At 58.6% G+C, this 14,613-nt stretch carries 12 protein-coding genes and 1 pseudogene; 5 read left to right on the top strand and 8 right to left on the bottom strand.

Going from position 1 to position 14,613, the window contains the following annotated elements:
- Positions 1 to 209 precede the first annotated feature (209 nt).
- Positions 210 to 308, bottom strand: a pseudogene (locus tag EI291_RS23480) (YkvA family protein); the annotation flags it as partial.
- 316 nt (positions 309 to 624) lie between these two features.
- Positions 625 to 1,188 (bottom strand): YdcF family protein, encoded by a 564-nt coding sequence (locus EI291_RS06050; RefSeq protein WP_205701565.1) that lies wholly within the window; start codon positions 1,186 to 1,188, stop codon positions 625 to 627.
- Between the two features lie 131 nt (positions 1,189 to 1,319).
- On the opposite strand from EI291_RS06050, the gene EI291_RS06045 reads away from it, so the two are divergent.
- Together EI291_RS06045 and EI291_RS06040 are read left to right on the top strand one after the other, a co-directional pair.
- Positions 1,320 to 1,850 carry a DinB family protein gene (locus EI291_RS06045; protein WP_125418911.1) on the top strand — a complete coding sequence of 177 codons (531 nt, stop codon included), beginning with the start codon at positions 1,320 to 1,322 and terminating at the stop codon, positions 1,848 to 1,850.
- A 683-nt stretch (positions 1,851 to 2,533) separates the two neighbouring features.
- Positions 2,534 to 2,932, top strand: a complete 399-nt coding sequence (locus EI291_RS06040; protein WP_125418910.1) for a VOC family protein — start codon at positions 2,534 to 2,536, stop codon at positions 2,930 to 2,932.
- On the opposite strand, the gene EI291_RS06035 is transcribed toward EI291_RS06040, so the two are convergent.
- From EI291_RS06035 to EI291_RS06020, 4 genes are all read right to left on the bottom strand, one after another.
- The gene (locus EI291_RS06035; protein ID WP_125418909.1) at positions 2,920 to 3,549 is read right to left on the bottom strand and encodes an AlbA family DNA-binding domain-containing protein; all 630 of its coding nucleotides are present in this window, start codon (positions 3,547 to 3,549) and stop codon (positions 2,920 to 2,922) included. The two genes, EI291_RS06040 and EI291_RS06035, sit on opposite strands and share 13 nt — an antisense overlap.
- Positions 3,550 to 3,616: 67 nt before the next feature.
- The gene (locus EI291_RS06030; RefSeq protein WP_125418908.1) at positions 3,617 to 4,492 is read right to left on the bottom strand and encodes an SDR family oxidoreductase; all 876 of its coding nucleotides are present in this window, start codon (positions 4,490 to 4,492) and stop codon (positions 3,617 to 3,619) included.
- Between the two features lie 69 nt (positions 4,493 to 4,561).
- Positions 4,562 to 5,914, bottom strand: coding sequence for a leucine-rich repeat-containing protein kinase family protein (locus EI291_RS06025; RefSeq protein WP_125418907.1), 1,353 nt, complete (start codon positions 5,912 to 5,914; stop codon positions 4,562 to 4,564).
- Positions 5,915 to 6,108: 194 nt separating this feature from the next.
- Positions 6,109 to 6,528 (bottom strand): DUF3127 domain-containing protein, encoded by a 420-nt coding sequence (locus EI291_RS06020; RefSeq protein WP_125418906.1) that lies wholly within the window; start codon positions 6,526 to 6,528, stop codon positions 6,109 to 6,111.
- Between the two features lie 147 nt (positions 6,529 to 6,675).
- Between EI291_RS06020 and EI291_RS06015 the strand changes: the two genes are divergently transcribed.
- Entirely contained in the window at positions 6,676 to 7,653 is a 978-nt protein-coding gene (locus EI291_RS06015; protein WP_125418905.1) for an isoaspartyl peptidase/L-asparaginase family protein, read from the top strand.
- Positions 7,654 to 7,825: 172 nt separating this feature from the next.
- Here the strand turns inward: EI291_RS06015 and EI291_RS06010 are convergent, their stop codons facing one another.
- On the bottom strand, positions 7,826 to 8,764 hold the full coding sequence (locus EI291_RS06010) for a cyanophycinase (RefSeq protein ID WP_125418904.1): 939 nt from the start codon (positions 8,762 to 8,764) through the stop codon (positions 7,826 to 7,828).
- 222 nt (positions 8,765 to 8,986) lie between these two features.
- Entirely contained in the window at positions 8,987 to 10,792 is a 1,806-nt protein-coding gene (locus EI291_RS06005) for a M1 family metallopeptidase (protein ID WP_125418903.1), read from the bottom strand.
- Positions 10,793 to 11,060: 268 nt separating this feature from the next.
- Here EI291_RS06005 and EI291_RS06000 point away from each other — a divergent pair, with 268 nt between their 5' ends.
- Together EI291_RS06000 and EI291_RS05995 are read left to right on the top strand one after the other, a co-directional pair.
- Positions 11,061 to 12,824 (top strand): L,D-transpeptidase family protein, encoded by a 1,764-nt coding sequence (locus EI291_RS06000; RefSeq protein WP_125418902.1) that lies wholly within the window; start codon positions 11,061 to 11,063, stop codon positions 12,822 to 12,824.
- Between the two features lie 589 nt (positions 12,825 to 13,413).
- Positions 13,414 to 14,028 carry a helix-turn-helix domain-containing protein gene (locus EI291_RS05995; RefSeq protein ID WP_125418901.1) on the top strand — a complete coding sequence of 205 codons (615 nt, stop codon included), beginning with the start codon at positions 13,414 to 13,416 and terminating at the stop codon, positions 14,026 to 14,028.
- The last annotated feature ends 585 nt before the right edge of the window (positions 14,029 to 14,613 follow it).

The raw sequence follows: 14,613 nt of genomic DNA, 5'->3' as shown, positions 1-14,613 counted from the left end.
ACGAATCTGCGTAATTCGCGCAATCTGTAAAATCTGTGATGCTAGGAGTGACCCAGCTCGGCTACGGCCGGCGTGTTCTGGGTATTGGTGTTGGAGGCTTTCAGGTTGCGGGATGCCGCCGGAATATCATCTGTTTCTTGGTCGGCGTGGGTGGATTCCCACTCGCGGAAGCGGGTGATTTCGCCCTGGAATTTCTCCACAAACCAGCTCAGCAAGGCCAGATCATCCAAAAAACCCACTACCGGAATAAAATCGGGCACCAGATCCACCGGCGACAATACGTACAGCAGCACGCCCAGCGCCGATACGATGGTGCCGGTTTCAATCTGCCGGTACTCGCCGCTGATGTAGTTGCGCACCATCCGAATAACGGTGCCGGCAATGTCGAATAGTTGCTTGAATTTATTGTCGCCGCTGTCTTTGCTGGCCAGCTTATTGGCTACTTCGTTGAGTACCATCACCACCTTAAAGGGGCGGCCCAGCAGCTTGCCGGCGCGGTTCAGGAATACGCTAAACAGGGCGTTTTTGGAAATGGAGAGGCCTTTTTCGGTAATCGAAGACATGAGGAAATGTTGAGGTTGTGTGCAGCGTGTACGGCCCCGGTAGGGGTAGCGTTACAGCTCGTCAGCGCCACCACGCCGCATACAGCGCCGGCACCTCCCGCAACAGCGCGTACCCGTCGCGCACTTCCACGTAGTGGGCTGCCGACCCCGAAACGCGCGTAATTCCCGCCTGCCGCAGCAGCAGCTTGGTGCGGCTCAAGTGGAAAAACTGCGACACAACCACTGCCGATTTCCAATGTTGCGCCTGGGCCAGCTGGGCAAAGTTCTGAGCCGTAGCCAAAGTATTGCTGCCTTGATTGTCAATGTAAACAGCTGTGCCGGGCACTCCTTGCTGCAGTAGGTAGCGGCGCATTGCAGTACCCTCAAAATGACCTTCCTTGCCCAAGCCGCCGCTGACGAAAATATGCCGACTTACGCCGGCCCGGTACAAGCGTAGCGCCTCATCGAGACGGGCCTTTAAGCGCGGAGAAAGGCTGCCGTCCAGGTTTACCGTGTTGCCAGGCACTACTAAACAGTCGGCCGGGCGGGCTTGGTCGGTGAGGGCGTCGAGGGTAATGCCAGCGGCGTGTAAGGCCAGTAGCATCAGCAGCCCACCGGCTAGTCGACGCCAAACGAGAAAACGCATGTAGTGAACGTATAAGAATGCCGAATGGCCTTGGATAGACCGGAGAGTTCCGGCAGGCCGCACTCAGCCCAGCATGCGACCCGTGCACCGGCTCGCCCCGAAGTTATCCGGATTCCGCTACATTCGCCGCCATGAGCACCCATTTCACCCTACCCTCCTCCACCGAGTACGCCCCGTATTACCATACGTATGTGAAGCTGATTGCCGAAGACCCGCTGGAAGCATTGCGCCGGCAGTCCCGGGAGTTGCGCCAGCTGCTGGCCGGCCTCACCGAGGAGCAGGGCGCGTTCCGGTACGCCCCGGGCAAGTGGAGCATCAAGGAAAATCTGGTGCACATGCTCGATACGGAGCGCATCTTCGCCTACCGCGTCCTGCGCATCGGGCGGGGCGATACAACGCCGCTCCCCGGTTTCGAGCAGGACGACTACGTACCCGTTTCCGGGGCGGATGCCCGGAGCTTTGCCAATATCCTGGCAGAGTACGACACGGTACGGGCCGCCACGCTCAGCTTGCTGGAGTCGTTTACGGCTGAGGACGTGAGCCGCCAGGGTACGGCCAGCGGGCAGCCGGTGAGCGTGCGGGCTTTGGCCTACATTCTGCCCGGCCACGAGGCGCACCATCTCAACCTGCTGCGGGAACGGTACCTGCCGGTGCTGCACTAATCCGGCGCGCGGCACAACACCCGCTGCCAGCACCACGTTAAAAACCTTCTGATTCACCCTTTATCCCACACTACGCATCATGGCAAAAGCCCAGGAACCCCGCAAAGAGAAAAAGAAAGAGCCGGCCAAAACCACCAAGGAAAAAAAGGCCGCTAAAGAAGAGAAAAAAGCTCTGAAAGCTCGTCAACAAGACTAGAAATTTAAAAAATAACCTTTGTTCAAATTGGATGAGGGTTATTTTTTATTCATTACTGAATTATGAAACAATTGATTAAACCAGATAAATGTTTGCTTTTATATGTCTTTGCAAAGAATATTATTTTTATTTCGTTCATTTGGCTGGTTATGTCCTTCTTCTCTGGTTACAAAGCAACTATGTTGTTGTATATGCTTTGACTGGCCTCTACCTTTAGTTTGCTAGATATATTAGTGTCAGCGGGATATTGGAAGCTAGTTGATGTATTGGATATATATGGATATAAAGCCAATTTGGATACAGTGATATATGCGTCGTACATAGTTGTCAGTATGATGCTTTTTAATTTCATGATAGGGCGAATTGAACTAACAATTACTTTCTGTAAGATTGTAGTAGATAGTGTATTGTTGTGGTGGTTTGTGTACAGGTTAGAAAAGCAAAAATTATATAATTAATATAATCTGCAAGTACAAAGCGAAACTCCATGCCTCAGCGTATTGCTCTTGTTACCCTAGTGGTGGCGGACTATGACGAAGCCATTCACTTCTACACGGAAAAGCTGGGGTTTGTGCTGGTGGAAGACACGCCGCTGAGTCCGGAAAAGCGCTGGGTACGAGTTGCACCACCCGGCGCAACTGGCGCGAAGTTGCTGCTGGCCAAGGCGGCCACGCCCGCCCAGCAAGCGGCAGTCGGCAATCAGACCGGCGGCCGCGTGGCCCTGTTTCTCTACACCGATAACCTCGCCCGGGACCACGCCCGCCTGCTGGCGCAAAACGTGCGCATTGTGCGGCCGCCGGTAACGGAGCCCTACGGTACCGTGCTGGTATTCGCCGATTTATACGGCAACCTCTGGGATTTGCTGGAGCCCAATCAGAGCGTGTAATACACTTCCTTCTGCTTGTCGTGGTGCTTGATGTAGCCGTGCAGCGTGAGCTTGATGAGGGTGCGGTAAGCCCGGCGCTGCCCGATGTTGAGCAGTTTCATGTACTGCGGCAGCGTAATACGCGGATTCTGCCGCAGGTATTCCAGCACGGCCAGCTCTTCCTTGTTTAACGGAATCCGCTCGAACTGCGGTGCTGGCTCCTGGCGTTCCAGCACTTTCTCGGTGAGGAAGCTGGCCAGCACGCTTTCGTCGCGCACCCGCACGTAAGTGCGCCATTCATCGTCGGCTATTTGGGCGCGGTGAGGTTTTTCGGCGCTTTCCGGCACGGTTACGATGAGTACGGTCCGGCCGTTTTCGGTTTCTACTTCCTCAAACCGCAGCCGGATGGGCGGGTCAATGTAATGCTGGGCCGCCTGCCGAAGCTGAAACAGTTCCTCCTCCACGTCGCGCACGCCCAGCACCCGGCCGTTATCATCCACGCCCACCAGCACCCGGCCCCCGTGCGTGTTGGCCAGCGACGACAACGTGCGGGCAATGCGGGTAGGGTGGGTGGTGCGCTGCTTGAACTCCAGCCGTTCCCCTTCGCCCTGCTTAATCAGTTCCAGTAGCTCGGTCATGGATGTATGTGGTAATGGCGGCAGTATGACAAAGCAAAAAAGGCTGCTTAAAAACTACTAACGCACGTCATTCCACGCCGGTTTCCTCCGCCGAGACGCGCCAGAGGCGGCTGGCTTCCTGGGCACTGCTGGCCCGGCCGGAGCAGCGCGCCGGCTTGCAGTTGGCAAAATAGCGCCCGCTCTGGCTGGCTACTTCGGGCGCAGTGGCTAAGTATAGAGTGGTTTGTGCGCCGAGCTCCGGGGAGGTTATGGCGGGACGGGCCATCCACCATAGGGCCTTCATAACGGCCGAAGTATCGGGGCGCATCAGGCCGGTGTCCACCATGCCGGGGTGCAGGCAGTTGGCGGTGATGCCGGTGAGGTCGAGGCGGTGGGCCAGTTCCTTGGTGAACAGGATGTTGGCCAGTTTGGAATCGGCGTAGGCCGTGAGCCAGCTGTAGTTATCCGGCGAGTTGCGCATGTTGCGGTCGGGCTCAATCTCGCCCACCCAGTGCATCAGCGAGGAAACCGTAACGACCCGGGCCCGGCCGGCGGCATCCAGCAACGGCAGCAACCGGTTCGTCAGCACGTAGGGAGCCAGGTGGTTGGTGGCCCAGCATAGTTCGTGGCCTTCCTCGGTCAGCGCAAAATGGCCCGGCATAATACCGGCGTTATTCACCAGAATATCCAGCTGGTCAAACTCCTGCTCCATCTCGTCGGCCAGCTGATGCACGTTCCGCAGCAACGATAAGTCGAAGCACTTCACATGCACCAGTGCCTCAGGCCCGGCCGCCAGCTGAATGGCCTGCTGCGCCCGGGCGGCTTTATCGGCGTCGCGGCCCACCAGCACTACCCGGGCACCACGCCGGGCCAGATCCCGGGCCGTTACCAGCCCAATGCCGCTGGTGGCCCCGGTTACCAGGGCGGTTTTTCCGGCCAGTGGCAGCACTGAAACGGTTGTCATGCAGAAAAATGAGAATGGGAGAGAAACGAAGTGCCGCCGCAAAGTACCACCGCGCCGGCAATGTGCTACTTACAGACGTAGCCCCGACCCGGAAGGTTGAGCGGCTTCCGCAGAAAACAATAGCCCTTGCAGCTCCTGGCTGATTTCCGCGAGCAACGGCCGGGCTGCAATGGTGGGCTGCAGGCAGCGCTGTTGCCAATGCCGGAGCTGCTGAGCAGTGGCATTGTCAGCCGTAGCCTCCGGACAAAAGTCCAGCAGCTCTTCCAGCAGGTAGCCAAACGCCCGCACCTCCAGGCACTGCAGCGCGGCTGCCGTCGGTGAGCCCACGTCAAAGAAGCCCGCCGCGCCAAAATCCCCCAGCAGGCTGCGCCCGTCGGCCGCTACCAGAATGTTATGCGCATACAGGTCGCCGTGCAGAATGCCGCGGCTGTGCAGGTGGGCCGCCGCCGCCGCAATACCTTGGGCAATCCGCAGCACCGCCGTCAGCGAAAAGGTGGTGCCCGGTGCGTACACGTCGCGGGTGCAGGTGCTGAAGCTGGGCGGCCCGGCCAGGTTGCCAAATTCCGGGCTGATGAGCTCCAGCACCAGGCCTTCCGCTTCGGCCGGGTGGTTCACCACTTTGCCCAGGACCGGAATCAGATTGGGATGAGCCCCGGCCCGGATGCAGGCCACCATTTCGCTGTGCGGCAGTCCGTCGCTGGTTACGGCTCCTTTGAACAGCTTTACCGCTACGGGCGTGTTCTGCCACTCGGCCTGAGAAATTACTCCCGAAGCACCTTCGCCCAATACGTGCTGCAGCTCAATTTCGCCCCAGCTGATTTCCCGGATGGGGGAGTGGGCCAGGGCCGCCGCCTCAGCCGGCTCCGCAAACGGGTTGCCGGCGTACGCCAGCCAGGTCAGGCGGGGCAATTGCAGCAGCCAATCAGGCAGCCCGGGCAACTGGTTGGCCGAGAGGCGTAGCAGCTCCAGATTCTGGCACTGGCCCAGCTCCGGCGGCAGCTCCCGCAGCTGATTGCCGGCCAGCATCAATTTCTGCAGCCGCGCACAACGGCCAATTTCCGGGGGCAGCGCGGTCAGCTGGTTGTCGGTCAGAATCAGCCAGCGCAGCCGGGGGGGCAGGGCCGCGCCGGGCAGGGTGTGAATCTGGTTGGCTTTGAAGCCAACCATTTCCAGCGCTTGGCACTGACCCAGCACGGCGGGAACTTCGGTAAACTGGTTTTCGGAGCAGAACAGAATCCGTAGCCGGTGCAGGCGGTGCAGGTCGGCTGGCAGCTCCCGCAAGGCATTGCCCGTGAGGTTGAGGATTTCCAGCGTATCGGCCAGCGCAAAAATTTCCCGCGGAAATTCAGTCAGACCTCCGCGTAGGTCCAGGCGGGTGGCTCCGGCCAGCGCGCCGGTGCGCAGTTGGTGCAGCGTGTGCATGCGTTTTAGTTGTCAGTTGCTCGTTGTCAGTTGTTCGCTCGTTGTTAGCTGCTTGTTGTTAGATGGGTTCTGACAACTGACAACGAGCAACTGACAACTAAAAAAAGCCGCCTCCGGCGTGCGGAAGCGGCTTTTAAGAGGTAAGACAGCCGAAAGCTAACAGCTAGTAACTCTCAGCCAGCAGCTTTTTAACCTTAGAAAGGCAGGTCGTTGTCGTCGTCCGAAGCAATGGGAGCGGCCGAGGCGCGCAGGTTCGGGTTAGAGTTCTGAGCGGGGGCAGCAGCGCGGGGAGCGGCCTGCTGATAACCACCACCCTGGGGAGCAGCGGCGGCACCGGCACCCGACTCGATGCGCCAGGCTTCGAGGTTGGTGAAGTACAGCATCTGGCCGTTCTTGTTGAACCCGCGGCCCCGCAGGTTGAAGGAGATTTTTACTTCGTCGCCGATTTTGTAGGGGTCGATAAGCGCGGTTTTATCCTGTACCAGCTGGAACTTGATATGCTCGGGATACTGGCCGTCTACGACCTCCAGCACGAACTCGCGCTTGCGGAATTTTTCGCTCACCTGCTGTTCGTCGAAAATTTCGTGCAGGCGGCCGGTAGCTTCGTAAGCCATAAGGTTGAATATGTTTGGGGAGTTGAAAACAGTAAACCAAACCTACGAAAAAAAACGCGGTTCGTTCCGGTCGCGTAAGCCCATTCCGGGCCCGTAGCCTGACTACCTTTACCTTGCGTTTTTGCCCACCCACCAACTTTTTTACCCATGACTGCTCCCTTCGCTCTGGCCCTGCACGGCGGGGCCGGCACCATTTCGCCCGCCCTGATGACCCCCGAAAAAGAACATGCCTACCACCAGGCCCTGCAGGCGGCTTTGGCCGCCGGCTACGGCGTGCTCCGGCAGGGTGGGGCCGCGCTGGATGCCGTGGAGCAGGCCGTGCGCAGCCTCGAAGACTGCCCGCTGTTCAATGCAGGCCGGGGCGCGGTATTCACCCACGACGGGCACCACGAAATGGACGCCGCCATTATGGACGGCCGCAACCGCGCAGCCGGAGCCGTAGCCGGAGCCCGAACGGTGCAGAACCCCATCCGGGCGGCCCGGCTGGTGATGGAGAAAACCGAGCACGTACTGCTGGCCTGGCCCGGGGCCGATGAGCTGGCCCGGCTGCACGGCCTGCCCACCCAGCCCCAGGAATATTTCTTCACCCAGCAGCGCTACGACCAGCTGCAGGAGGCGCTGCAGGAAGGCCGTATGCGCCTCGACCATTCCGAAGCGCAGTCCGCCGATACGGCGGCTACCCCCACGCACGAAGACCCGAAAAAGAAAATGGGCACCGTGGGCGCAGTGGCCCTCGACCAGCACGGCAACCTGGCCGCCGCTACCAGCACCGGCGGCATGACCAACAAGCAGTTCTCCCGCATCGGCGACTCGCCCATTATCGGCAGCGGCACCTTCGCCGATAACCGCACCTGCGCCATCAGCTGCACCGGGCACGGCGAGTTTTTCCTGCGGGCCGTGGTAGCGCACGATATCAGCTGCCTGATGGAGTACCGGGGCCTGAGTCTGGCCGAAGCCTGCCGCGTGGTAGTGCACGACAAACTGGCGCCGATTGGAGGGGAGGGAGGCTTGGTAGCCGTGGATGCGGCCGGTAACGTGGCCCTGCCCTTCAATTCCGAAGGTATGTACCGGGCCTGGCAAACCTCCGCCGACCACACTCCTTCGGTCGCCATTTACAAAGGCTAAACCGAAAGCACACGGCGTCGGTCCTGGCTGCGTTTCAGGTGGCTATATATATAAGGAGTAGCCGTTGCAATAGAGCAACGGCTTCCCGATCAGGCAATATAGCATTTGGATAAATCTAAAAACCCCTTATTCAGCCTGAATAAGGGGTTTTTATGCATTTGGTTAATCGAGCTTACCCGGCCGGGGCTGGGGCGTTGGCCGATTTGCCGGCCGTGAGTCGTTCTGACTCGGCGGCCTGCTGACGGAGCTTCAAGTCGGGGTAAAACTCGCGCTGGGTTACGTCGTAGAGGTTGCCCTTCACCAGCACATGCAGCAGCATATTTTCGATGGAAATGGCTTCCCCTTTTTTGGCGGCGGCGGCATTATTGTGTTCCAGCTTGTGCCCGTCCATGATGATAACCAGGTTGGAGCCGATGGCTTCCAGCTGATTTCCTTCCGTGATGAGCACACCCGTATCCTCGCCCAGCCCAATGCCGATGAGCTTGGGATGCAGCGCCACTGCCTCAAGCAAACGGCCGAAACGGCCCCGCTTCACAAAGTGCGAGTCGATGACCACGTTATCCAGAAAGCCCAGGCCGCTGCCCATTTTCACGGCCCCTTTCATCAGCGCATCCGGCACGCTGCCGCCCTTCACCATCGTCTTCGACATGGCGACGGCCCCGGCCGAGGTACCGGCAATAATGAAGTTAGGCGTGGAGTAGTACCGTTGCTTGAGCGTGGTCAGAAATTCCGTCTCGCCGAACATTTCGGTCAGGCGCGACTGGTTGCCCCCCGAGAACATGACAATATCGGCCTGGCGCAGGCGCTCCAGGTACTGGGGCTGCAGCGCGTCTTCACGGGTGCGGATGTCCATAATGTTCACGTTGTTGCAGTTCAGCATCGTGAACGAGGACAAATAAACGCGGGCTACTTCTTCCGGAATCATAGAGGCCGTGGTGATTACCTCAATCTGAGGGTCCTCCTTGCCTGACTCCAGTACCACCCGTTTCAGAATACCCAGCTCAAAAAAATTGAGATAGTACTTCTTTTTGGTGCGGGGGTTTGGGTAGGTGCCCTTATCCTCATTGCCTCCAATGGCAATGAGCTTACCGAGCGGTTTATGGTTTTTCAAGGCAGAAATCAACTAAAGCAAATGAAAGAAACAGCCGCCTCCGAGGAAAATCCGGCTTACTTACCGGGCTTTGCAAGCAAGCTTCGGGCCATCCGGCCAGCTGCACAAGTAAAAAAGTAATGTCAACCCGCGCGCTTCAGCGGTTGCGCGGCCCATTTTTCCGGACGAAAGTAACGTAATGCGCTTCACCAGCGGTACGACACGGCCGGCTGCTGGAGCAGCTTAGTGCGGCGGACGACCTACCAGGGCATCCAGCGTGCTGGTAGCCACAGCGTGGTAGTTGGGACGAGCCAGCGCGTAGAGCTGCAGGGCCCGCTCGGGGCCGCCCGGGGTAGTCAGCAGTATCCGGTACAGGGGCGTAAGAAACTTGCGCCGCCCCACGTGCCGCAGAAACTGGTGCAACGCCTCATCAGCCGGCGCGTAGCCCGCCGCAACTGTAAGCGGAAACCAGGCTGCCAGAATTTCCGAGTTGCCGGACCGGGTAAGGCCAAAAGCATCATCCAACTCGGCTAGTTGCTCGGAAGAAAGTTGGCGGGGGAGATGCTGCAGGAAGTGTACCCACTCGTGGCTGCTCCAGCTGCCCGTGGCGAGCTGAGTGGCCGGGGTACCCCGTTGCCAGCTCTGCACCGCGGCATCCACAGCCGCAAACCGCTCCGAGAAAACGGGCGGCGCTCCGGCCGGAATGCCCGGGCCATATATCCAGGCTTCCAGCTGCAGCTTCTCCTCCAGGCCGGGGTGCTGGTCGAGCAGCTCCCGGCGCAGGTACTGCACAAACGAGGCTGTGTCCATGCTCTGAAAACTGTGCCGCGCGAAGTACTCCTTTATAAAGGTATCGAGGGTAGGACGGCCCACCAGATTTTCCAGGGTCAGGAGCAGATAGTCGCCCTTCTCGTAGGCAATATCATTAAGGCCCTCGTCCGGGTCGCGGCCGGCCAGGTTGAGGTGCAGGTGCGTATCGGGACTATCGGGGCCGAGTTCCTGCAGGGTGTGATGCAGGGAGGTATTGCCCAGCACCTGGAGCATATCGGCGTAGGGCCGGCCGTAGAGTTGCTCCATAATGCGGCGCTCGAAGTACACAGTGAAGCCCTCGTTCAGCCAGAAGTCGTTCCAGGTGGCGTTAGTGACCAGGTTGCCGCTCCAGGAATGGGCCAGCTCGTGGGCCACCAGGCTGGTCAGGCTCCGGTCACCGGCCAAAATCGTGGGCGTTACAAAAGTCAACCGTGGGTTTTCCATGCCCCCGAACGGGAAGGAGGGCGGCAGCACCAGCAAATCGTACCGCTCCCAGCGGTAAGGACCGTACAGGTCTTCGGCGGCGGCTACCATCTTCTCCAGGTCTTCAAACTCGCGGGCCGCTCCCGGTAAGGTAACCGGCTCGGCGTACACGCCGGTGCGGGCGCTCAGAGCCTGGAACTGCACGTCGCCCACGGCCAGGGCCATGAGGTAGGCCGGAATGGGTTGGCGCATGTGAAACTGGTAATGGCCGCCCGGGTCGAGCTGCTGCGGGTTCTCTGCACTCATCAGGGCCAGCAGATGCGGCGGTACCGTCACGCGGGCCTCGTAGGTGAAGCGCACCCCCGGCGAATCCTGACACGGCAGCCAGGTGCGCGCCAGAATAGCCTGCGACTGGGTAAACAGGAACGGCTGCTGGCGGCCGGCCGTTTGCTCGGGGCTGAGCCATTGCAGCGCGGCTGCGTCGGGAGCCGTTCGGTAGCGGATGCACACGGCCGTGGTATCAGGACGGAGGCTGATACGCAGGGCCTGGCCCAGCACGGCATCGTCAGGTCCCAGCTCGAATTCGGCCGGGGCGCCATCGGGACCATCGAGCAGCACGGCCTCTAAGTGCAGGCCGCGCACATCCAGCAGCAGGTGCTCAGCTGAGGAGGTGGAACGGGTGAGTTGCCAGGTGGCGGAGCCGCGCAGTTGGCGGAGCTGAAAGTCCACGGTCAGGTCGAGGGCGAGGTGATGCACGCTTACCTCGGCGGGGCGGGCGTGGCTGTGCGGGTCGGCGGCAAGCAGCTGGTCGGGCATAAGTGGGAAAGGGCAGGAGAGAGGCCGGCGGGCCTCCGGTGAGTAGCGGGGCAAAGGCAGCCAAAGCGGCAGCCTACGGTTTACGGGAAATCCGGCCCGGGCGGATAGAAAAGAGTCGACCGAAATGCGCTACCTTGCGGCGTTGAGGGCGAATTATCGGCCGTGGCAACTCCGCGCCGCCGAAATCAGTACAACGCCCTGACTCCGCCGGCTGCCTGGCCGGTGCGCGTCAGGAACTGATTTTTTGATTCTCTCCCGACCACCCCGCATGAACGAAATCCACCGTCCCTCTTTTCTCACCACTTTCTGCTGCTGGCTATTGGGCCTGCTGCTGTGCACCTCCGTGGTGTCGTGCAGTCAGGATCAGAAAGCGCAGATGAAGGACGCCCTGCCCGCCGGCCTTACCAAGGCTGGGGGTGCCCAGCCTACGCTCGACAGCATGTACATTGAGAAGTACATGGTAGCCGAGCCCAAATTCAAGGACCAGCTGGAATGGGCCAAGAAATTTTACCGGGAGCGAAACTACCGCCTTGGCTGGTTTCGCAACCACGAGGTAGTGCCCCAGGCCCAAACCCTGCTCGGCGTCATCAACAAGGCTGCCGACGAAGGCCTTGATCCTAAAGAATACAAAACCAAGGACTTCGATAAGCTTTTTAAAGAACTGGAAGCTGCTCAGGGCGACTCTACCCGGCGTAACGCGCTGGAGAAGGAAATCGATGTGGCCCTGTCCGGGACCTACTTCAACTACGCTTCCGACTTTTACCGGGGCACCGTAGACCCGCGCGCCGTCAAGACGATTGACTGGAAAGTGAAGCGCAACAAAGTGAAGCTGCACCGCGCCCTGCAAACCATTCTGAAGGAGCGCGAAAGCACCTACGGCTATTACGACTTTGAGCCCCTGCACCCCGAGTATGACCGGCTGAAAAAAGCCTTGGCCGACTACCGCACGATCCAGCGCAACGGCGGCTGGCCCACGCTGCCGGCCGGTACCCGGCTGGTGCCGGGTGCCACCTCTTCGGCCGTGGCCGCCCTGCGGGCCCGCCTGCTGGGCAAGGATGCCACTACCCCGGCTACCACCGCAACGCCCGCCGTAGCAGTGTCCAACAAGCCCGGCCAGCCGGCTACTCCTGCCCCGGCCGCCCAGAAATACGATACCGAGCTAGTCGCGGCCGTGAAGGAATTCCAGTCGCTGAATGGCCTCAAGGCCGATGGCATCGTGGCCGGTGAAACCCTACGTTTGCTCAACGTGCCGGTCAATCAGCGCATCGACCAGATTACGCTGAACATGGAGCGGTGGCGCTGGATTCCGAAGAAGTTCGAGCCGGACTACCTGCTGGTAAACATCCCCGAGTACACTCTGCACGTGGTGGAGGATGGCAAGGAGCAGTTCACCATGCCCGTCATCGTGGGCAAGACGCTCAACGCCACGCCGGTGTTCAGCGACAAGATGGAATTCGTGGTGCTGGCTCCCTACTGGAACGTGCCCTTCAGCATCATCGACAAGGAGCTGCGCCCGAAGCTGGAAGCCAATGCCCAGGCTACCCTCGACCGCCTCGATATGGAAGTGGTGAAGGGCTGGGGTGCCAAGGCTACCCCCATCGACCCCAACAGCATCGACTGGGCCAACGTGAGCCAGAAGACCTGGAAGTATACCCTGCGCCGCCGGCCCGGTCCCAAGAACGACCTTGGCGACGTGAAGTTTATCTTCCCGAACTCGAACGATATCTACCTCCACGACACGCCCCACGACGAGCTGTTCAGCCAGACCAAGCGCGGCTTCAGCCACGGCTGTGTGCGCGTGGCCGAACCCATCAAGCTGGCCGAATACCTGCTGCGCGACAAGCCGGGCTGGGACCGGACCGCCATACTGGATACCATTGCCGGCCGCCGCGAGAAGTACGTGACGCTGCCCGAGAAGCTGCCCGTATACTTGGTGTACTTCACTACCTGGGTGGATGAAGCCGGCAAGGTGCACTTCCGCGACGACATCTACGGCCACGACAAGGCCTTGGCCAAAGAGTACTTCAACTAACTCCCCGGATTCCCCAACTCATCGGGCCCCCATCTGCCAACCCTCTACGGGTCGGGCGGGTGGGGGCCCGATGCGTTAGGCGGGAGTGTCGCCATTCGGGTTGGCCAGGAGAAGAGCATTGAGCAGCCCGGTTGTAACCTGGGCTGCTACGTCGAAAGTTGGGAAAGGGCATGCCCAAACGCCCGACAGTTGGAAGATACTCTGGGTTGACGAAACACAAGCTTCTCAGTAAGCCCACCATAACAGCGTCTACCTGGGGGGGGGGGATTTTACAAGGGATGGCAAACGGTAGTCGTGGAGGAAGCAGTACATAGAGCCGTTTGCAACTAGTAGGATGATGCACCGCTAATGGCCCATCAAGTGGCTTATTTAACTGTAAGCTTTAAGTAGGAAGGATAGTTGAGGTGAGGGGTATAGCAAGCAGAATATTAGTTTACATTTGTTTAACATATGTAATCAGAATACAGATAATTGTCAATTGTAAAGCATTAAAATAGTGTAGCCAAGCCTTGTTTACAATTGATAACAAATGATAAGCAGTCCATGCGGTTAAAATCATTACAGTACATTTGTAAATAATGACTTTTCTATGCTTGAGCGTATTCGCACACTGTTAACAGCCCGTCAGCTTACTCCTACGCAGTTTGCTGATACCATTGGCGTTTCCCGGCCTATTGTCAGTCACATCCTCAGCGGCCGTAATAAGCCCAGCCTGGAAGTAGTGCAGAAGATTATTGGCGCGTTTCCAGACCTGTCGCTGCTCTGGTTACTTAACGGTGAAGGCCCAATGCTGGCTCCCCAGACCCTGACAGCCCCTGTAGCCCCATCCCAGGCCCGTCAGGTGGCACCTGAGCCTGCGCGGGCCGTGGCATCGCCACAGCCCGCGCCTGAGCGCACTGTACCTGCTGCTATACCCGCGGCTGCTCCTGCTCCAGAGCCAGCTTCCCTGCCCGTAGCTGTACCCGTGGCTCCCCCCGAGCCAACTGCTGAAAGCCGCACAGTGACGGAGGTTACGCCGACTTTTAGTTCAATGTTTGAAAATAAAGTAGTTACGCCGATTGCGAGTGCAGCCGCCTCCGCGCCCGCCCCGGCCGATGCAGCGCTGGCCCAGGGGTTAGCTGAGCCGGGTAAGCGAATTCGTCGCATCGTTATTTTCTACCAGGATGGCACATTTGCTGATTATCAGCCGGATGCTACTGCCTGAATCGGCGAAACATCGTAAAACCTGGGTGAACTGCCGGTGTTTCACGGTAGCGTATTAGTCCGATACAATTTGGCAGGCTTCTATACACACGCACAAACCTTGCTTTCATATTGGGCGTCAGTGAGATAAAATAGATGTACGAAGGAAGGCTTTTTTAGCAGGTATAGTCATATCGTTATTTGTGCTAATAATGTTGTTAGATGGTAAATAAGTAGATATATAAGTTGCTGTATTTGAGAATGTATAAAGCAAGTATATTTACCATGGGTTTAGATTAAATGAATTAGATCATGACTGTTTGGTAACAGGAATAGTTAAAATAGTGAGCAAAGTATATTGCTCTTGTTAGACAACCCTGTGAGAGAGTGTTAGATGCTAAATTTATTGCCTTACCTGGCTCTTTGATAAGTAACAACGGTCTGTCTGGCTAAATCAGATGGTTAGCGCGCAAATTCGCAATCCAACGCTTCGATTAGGCCACGGCCAATGTGAGGAACCCGGTGCAGCCTCCAAGGGTAGTCAACCTGCTATTTACAACTGTGGCAGGAGGTAATTGAAACGAACTTGTCTACGCATGATGGGTGA

This window comes from Hymenobacter rigui, from assembly GCF_003944715.1.
In the GTDB taxonomy this organism is placed as follows: domain Bacteria; phylum Bacteroidota; class Bacteroidia; order Cytophagales; family Hymenobacteraceae; genus Hymenobacter; species Hymenobacter rigui.
This window is presented reverse-complemented; position numbering and strand designations above follow the sequence as displayed.

Excerpts from the sequence above, each read along its gene's own strand:
- EI291_RS06050 (WP_205701565.1), bottom strand. The coding sequence starts at position 1,188 with ATGCGTTTTCTCGTTTGGCGTCGACTAGCCGGTGGGCTGCTGATGCTA.
- EI291_RS06045 (WP_125418911.1), top strand. The coding sequence starts at position 1,320 with ATGAGCACCCATTTCACCCTACCCTCCTCCACCGAGTACGCCCCGTAT.
- EI291_RS06040 (WP_125418910.1), top strand. The coding sequence starts at position 2,534 with ATGCCTCAGCGTATTGCTCTTGTTACCCTAGTGGTGGCGGACTATGAC.
- EI291_RS06035 (WP_125418909.1), bottom strand. The coding sequence starts at position 3,549 with ATGACCGAGCTACTGGAACTGATTAAGCAGGGCGAAGGGGAACGGCTG.
- EI291_RS06030 (WP_125418908.1), bottom strand. The coding sequence starts at position 4,492 with ATGACAACCGTTTCAGTGCTGCCACTGGCCGGAAAAACCGCCCTGGTA.
- EI291_RS06025 (WP_125418907.1), bottom strand. The coding sequence starts at position 5,914 with ATGCACACGCTGCACCAACTGCGCACCGGCGCGCTGGCCGGAGCCACC.
- EI291_RS06020 (WP_125418906.1), bottom strand. The coding sequence starts at position 6,528 with ATGGCTTACGAAGCTACCGGCCGCCTGCACGAAATTTTCGACGAACAG.
- EI291_RS06015 (WP_125418905.1), top strand. The coding sequence starts at position 6,676 with ATGACTGCTCCCTTCGCTCTGGCCCTGCACGGCGGGGCCGGCACCATT.
- EI291_RS06005 (WP_125418903.1), bottom strand. The coding sequence starts at position 10,792 with ATGCCCGACCAGCTGCTTGCCGCCGACCCGCACAGCCACGCCCGCCCC.
- EI291_RS06000 (WP_125418902.1), top strand. The coding sequence starts at position 11,061 with ATGAACGAAATCCACCGTCCCTCTTTTCTCACCACTTTCTGCTGCTGG.
- EI291_RS05995 (WP_125418901.1), top strand. The coding sequence starts at position 13,414 with ATGCTTGAGCGTATTCGCACACTGTTAACAGCCCGTCAGCTTACTCCT.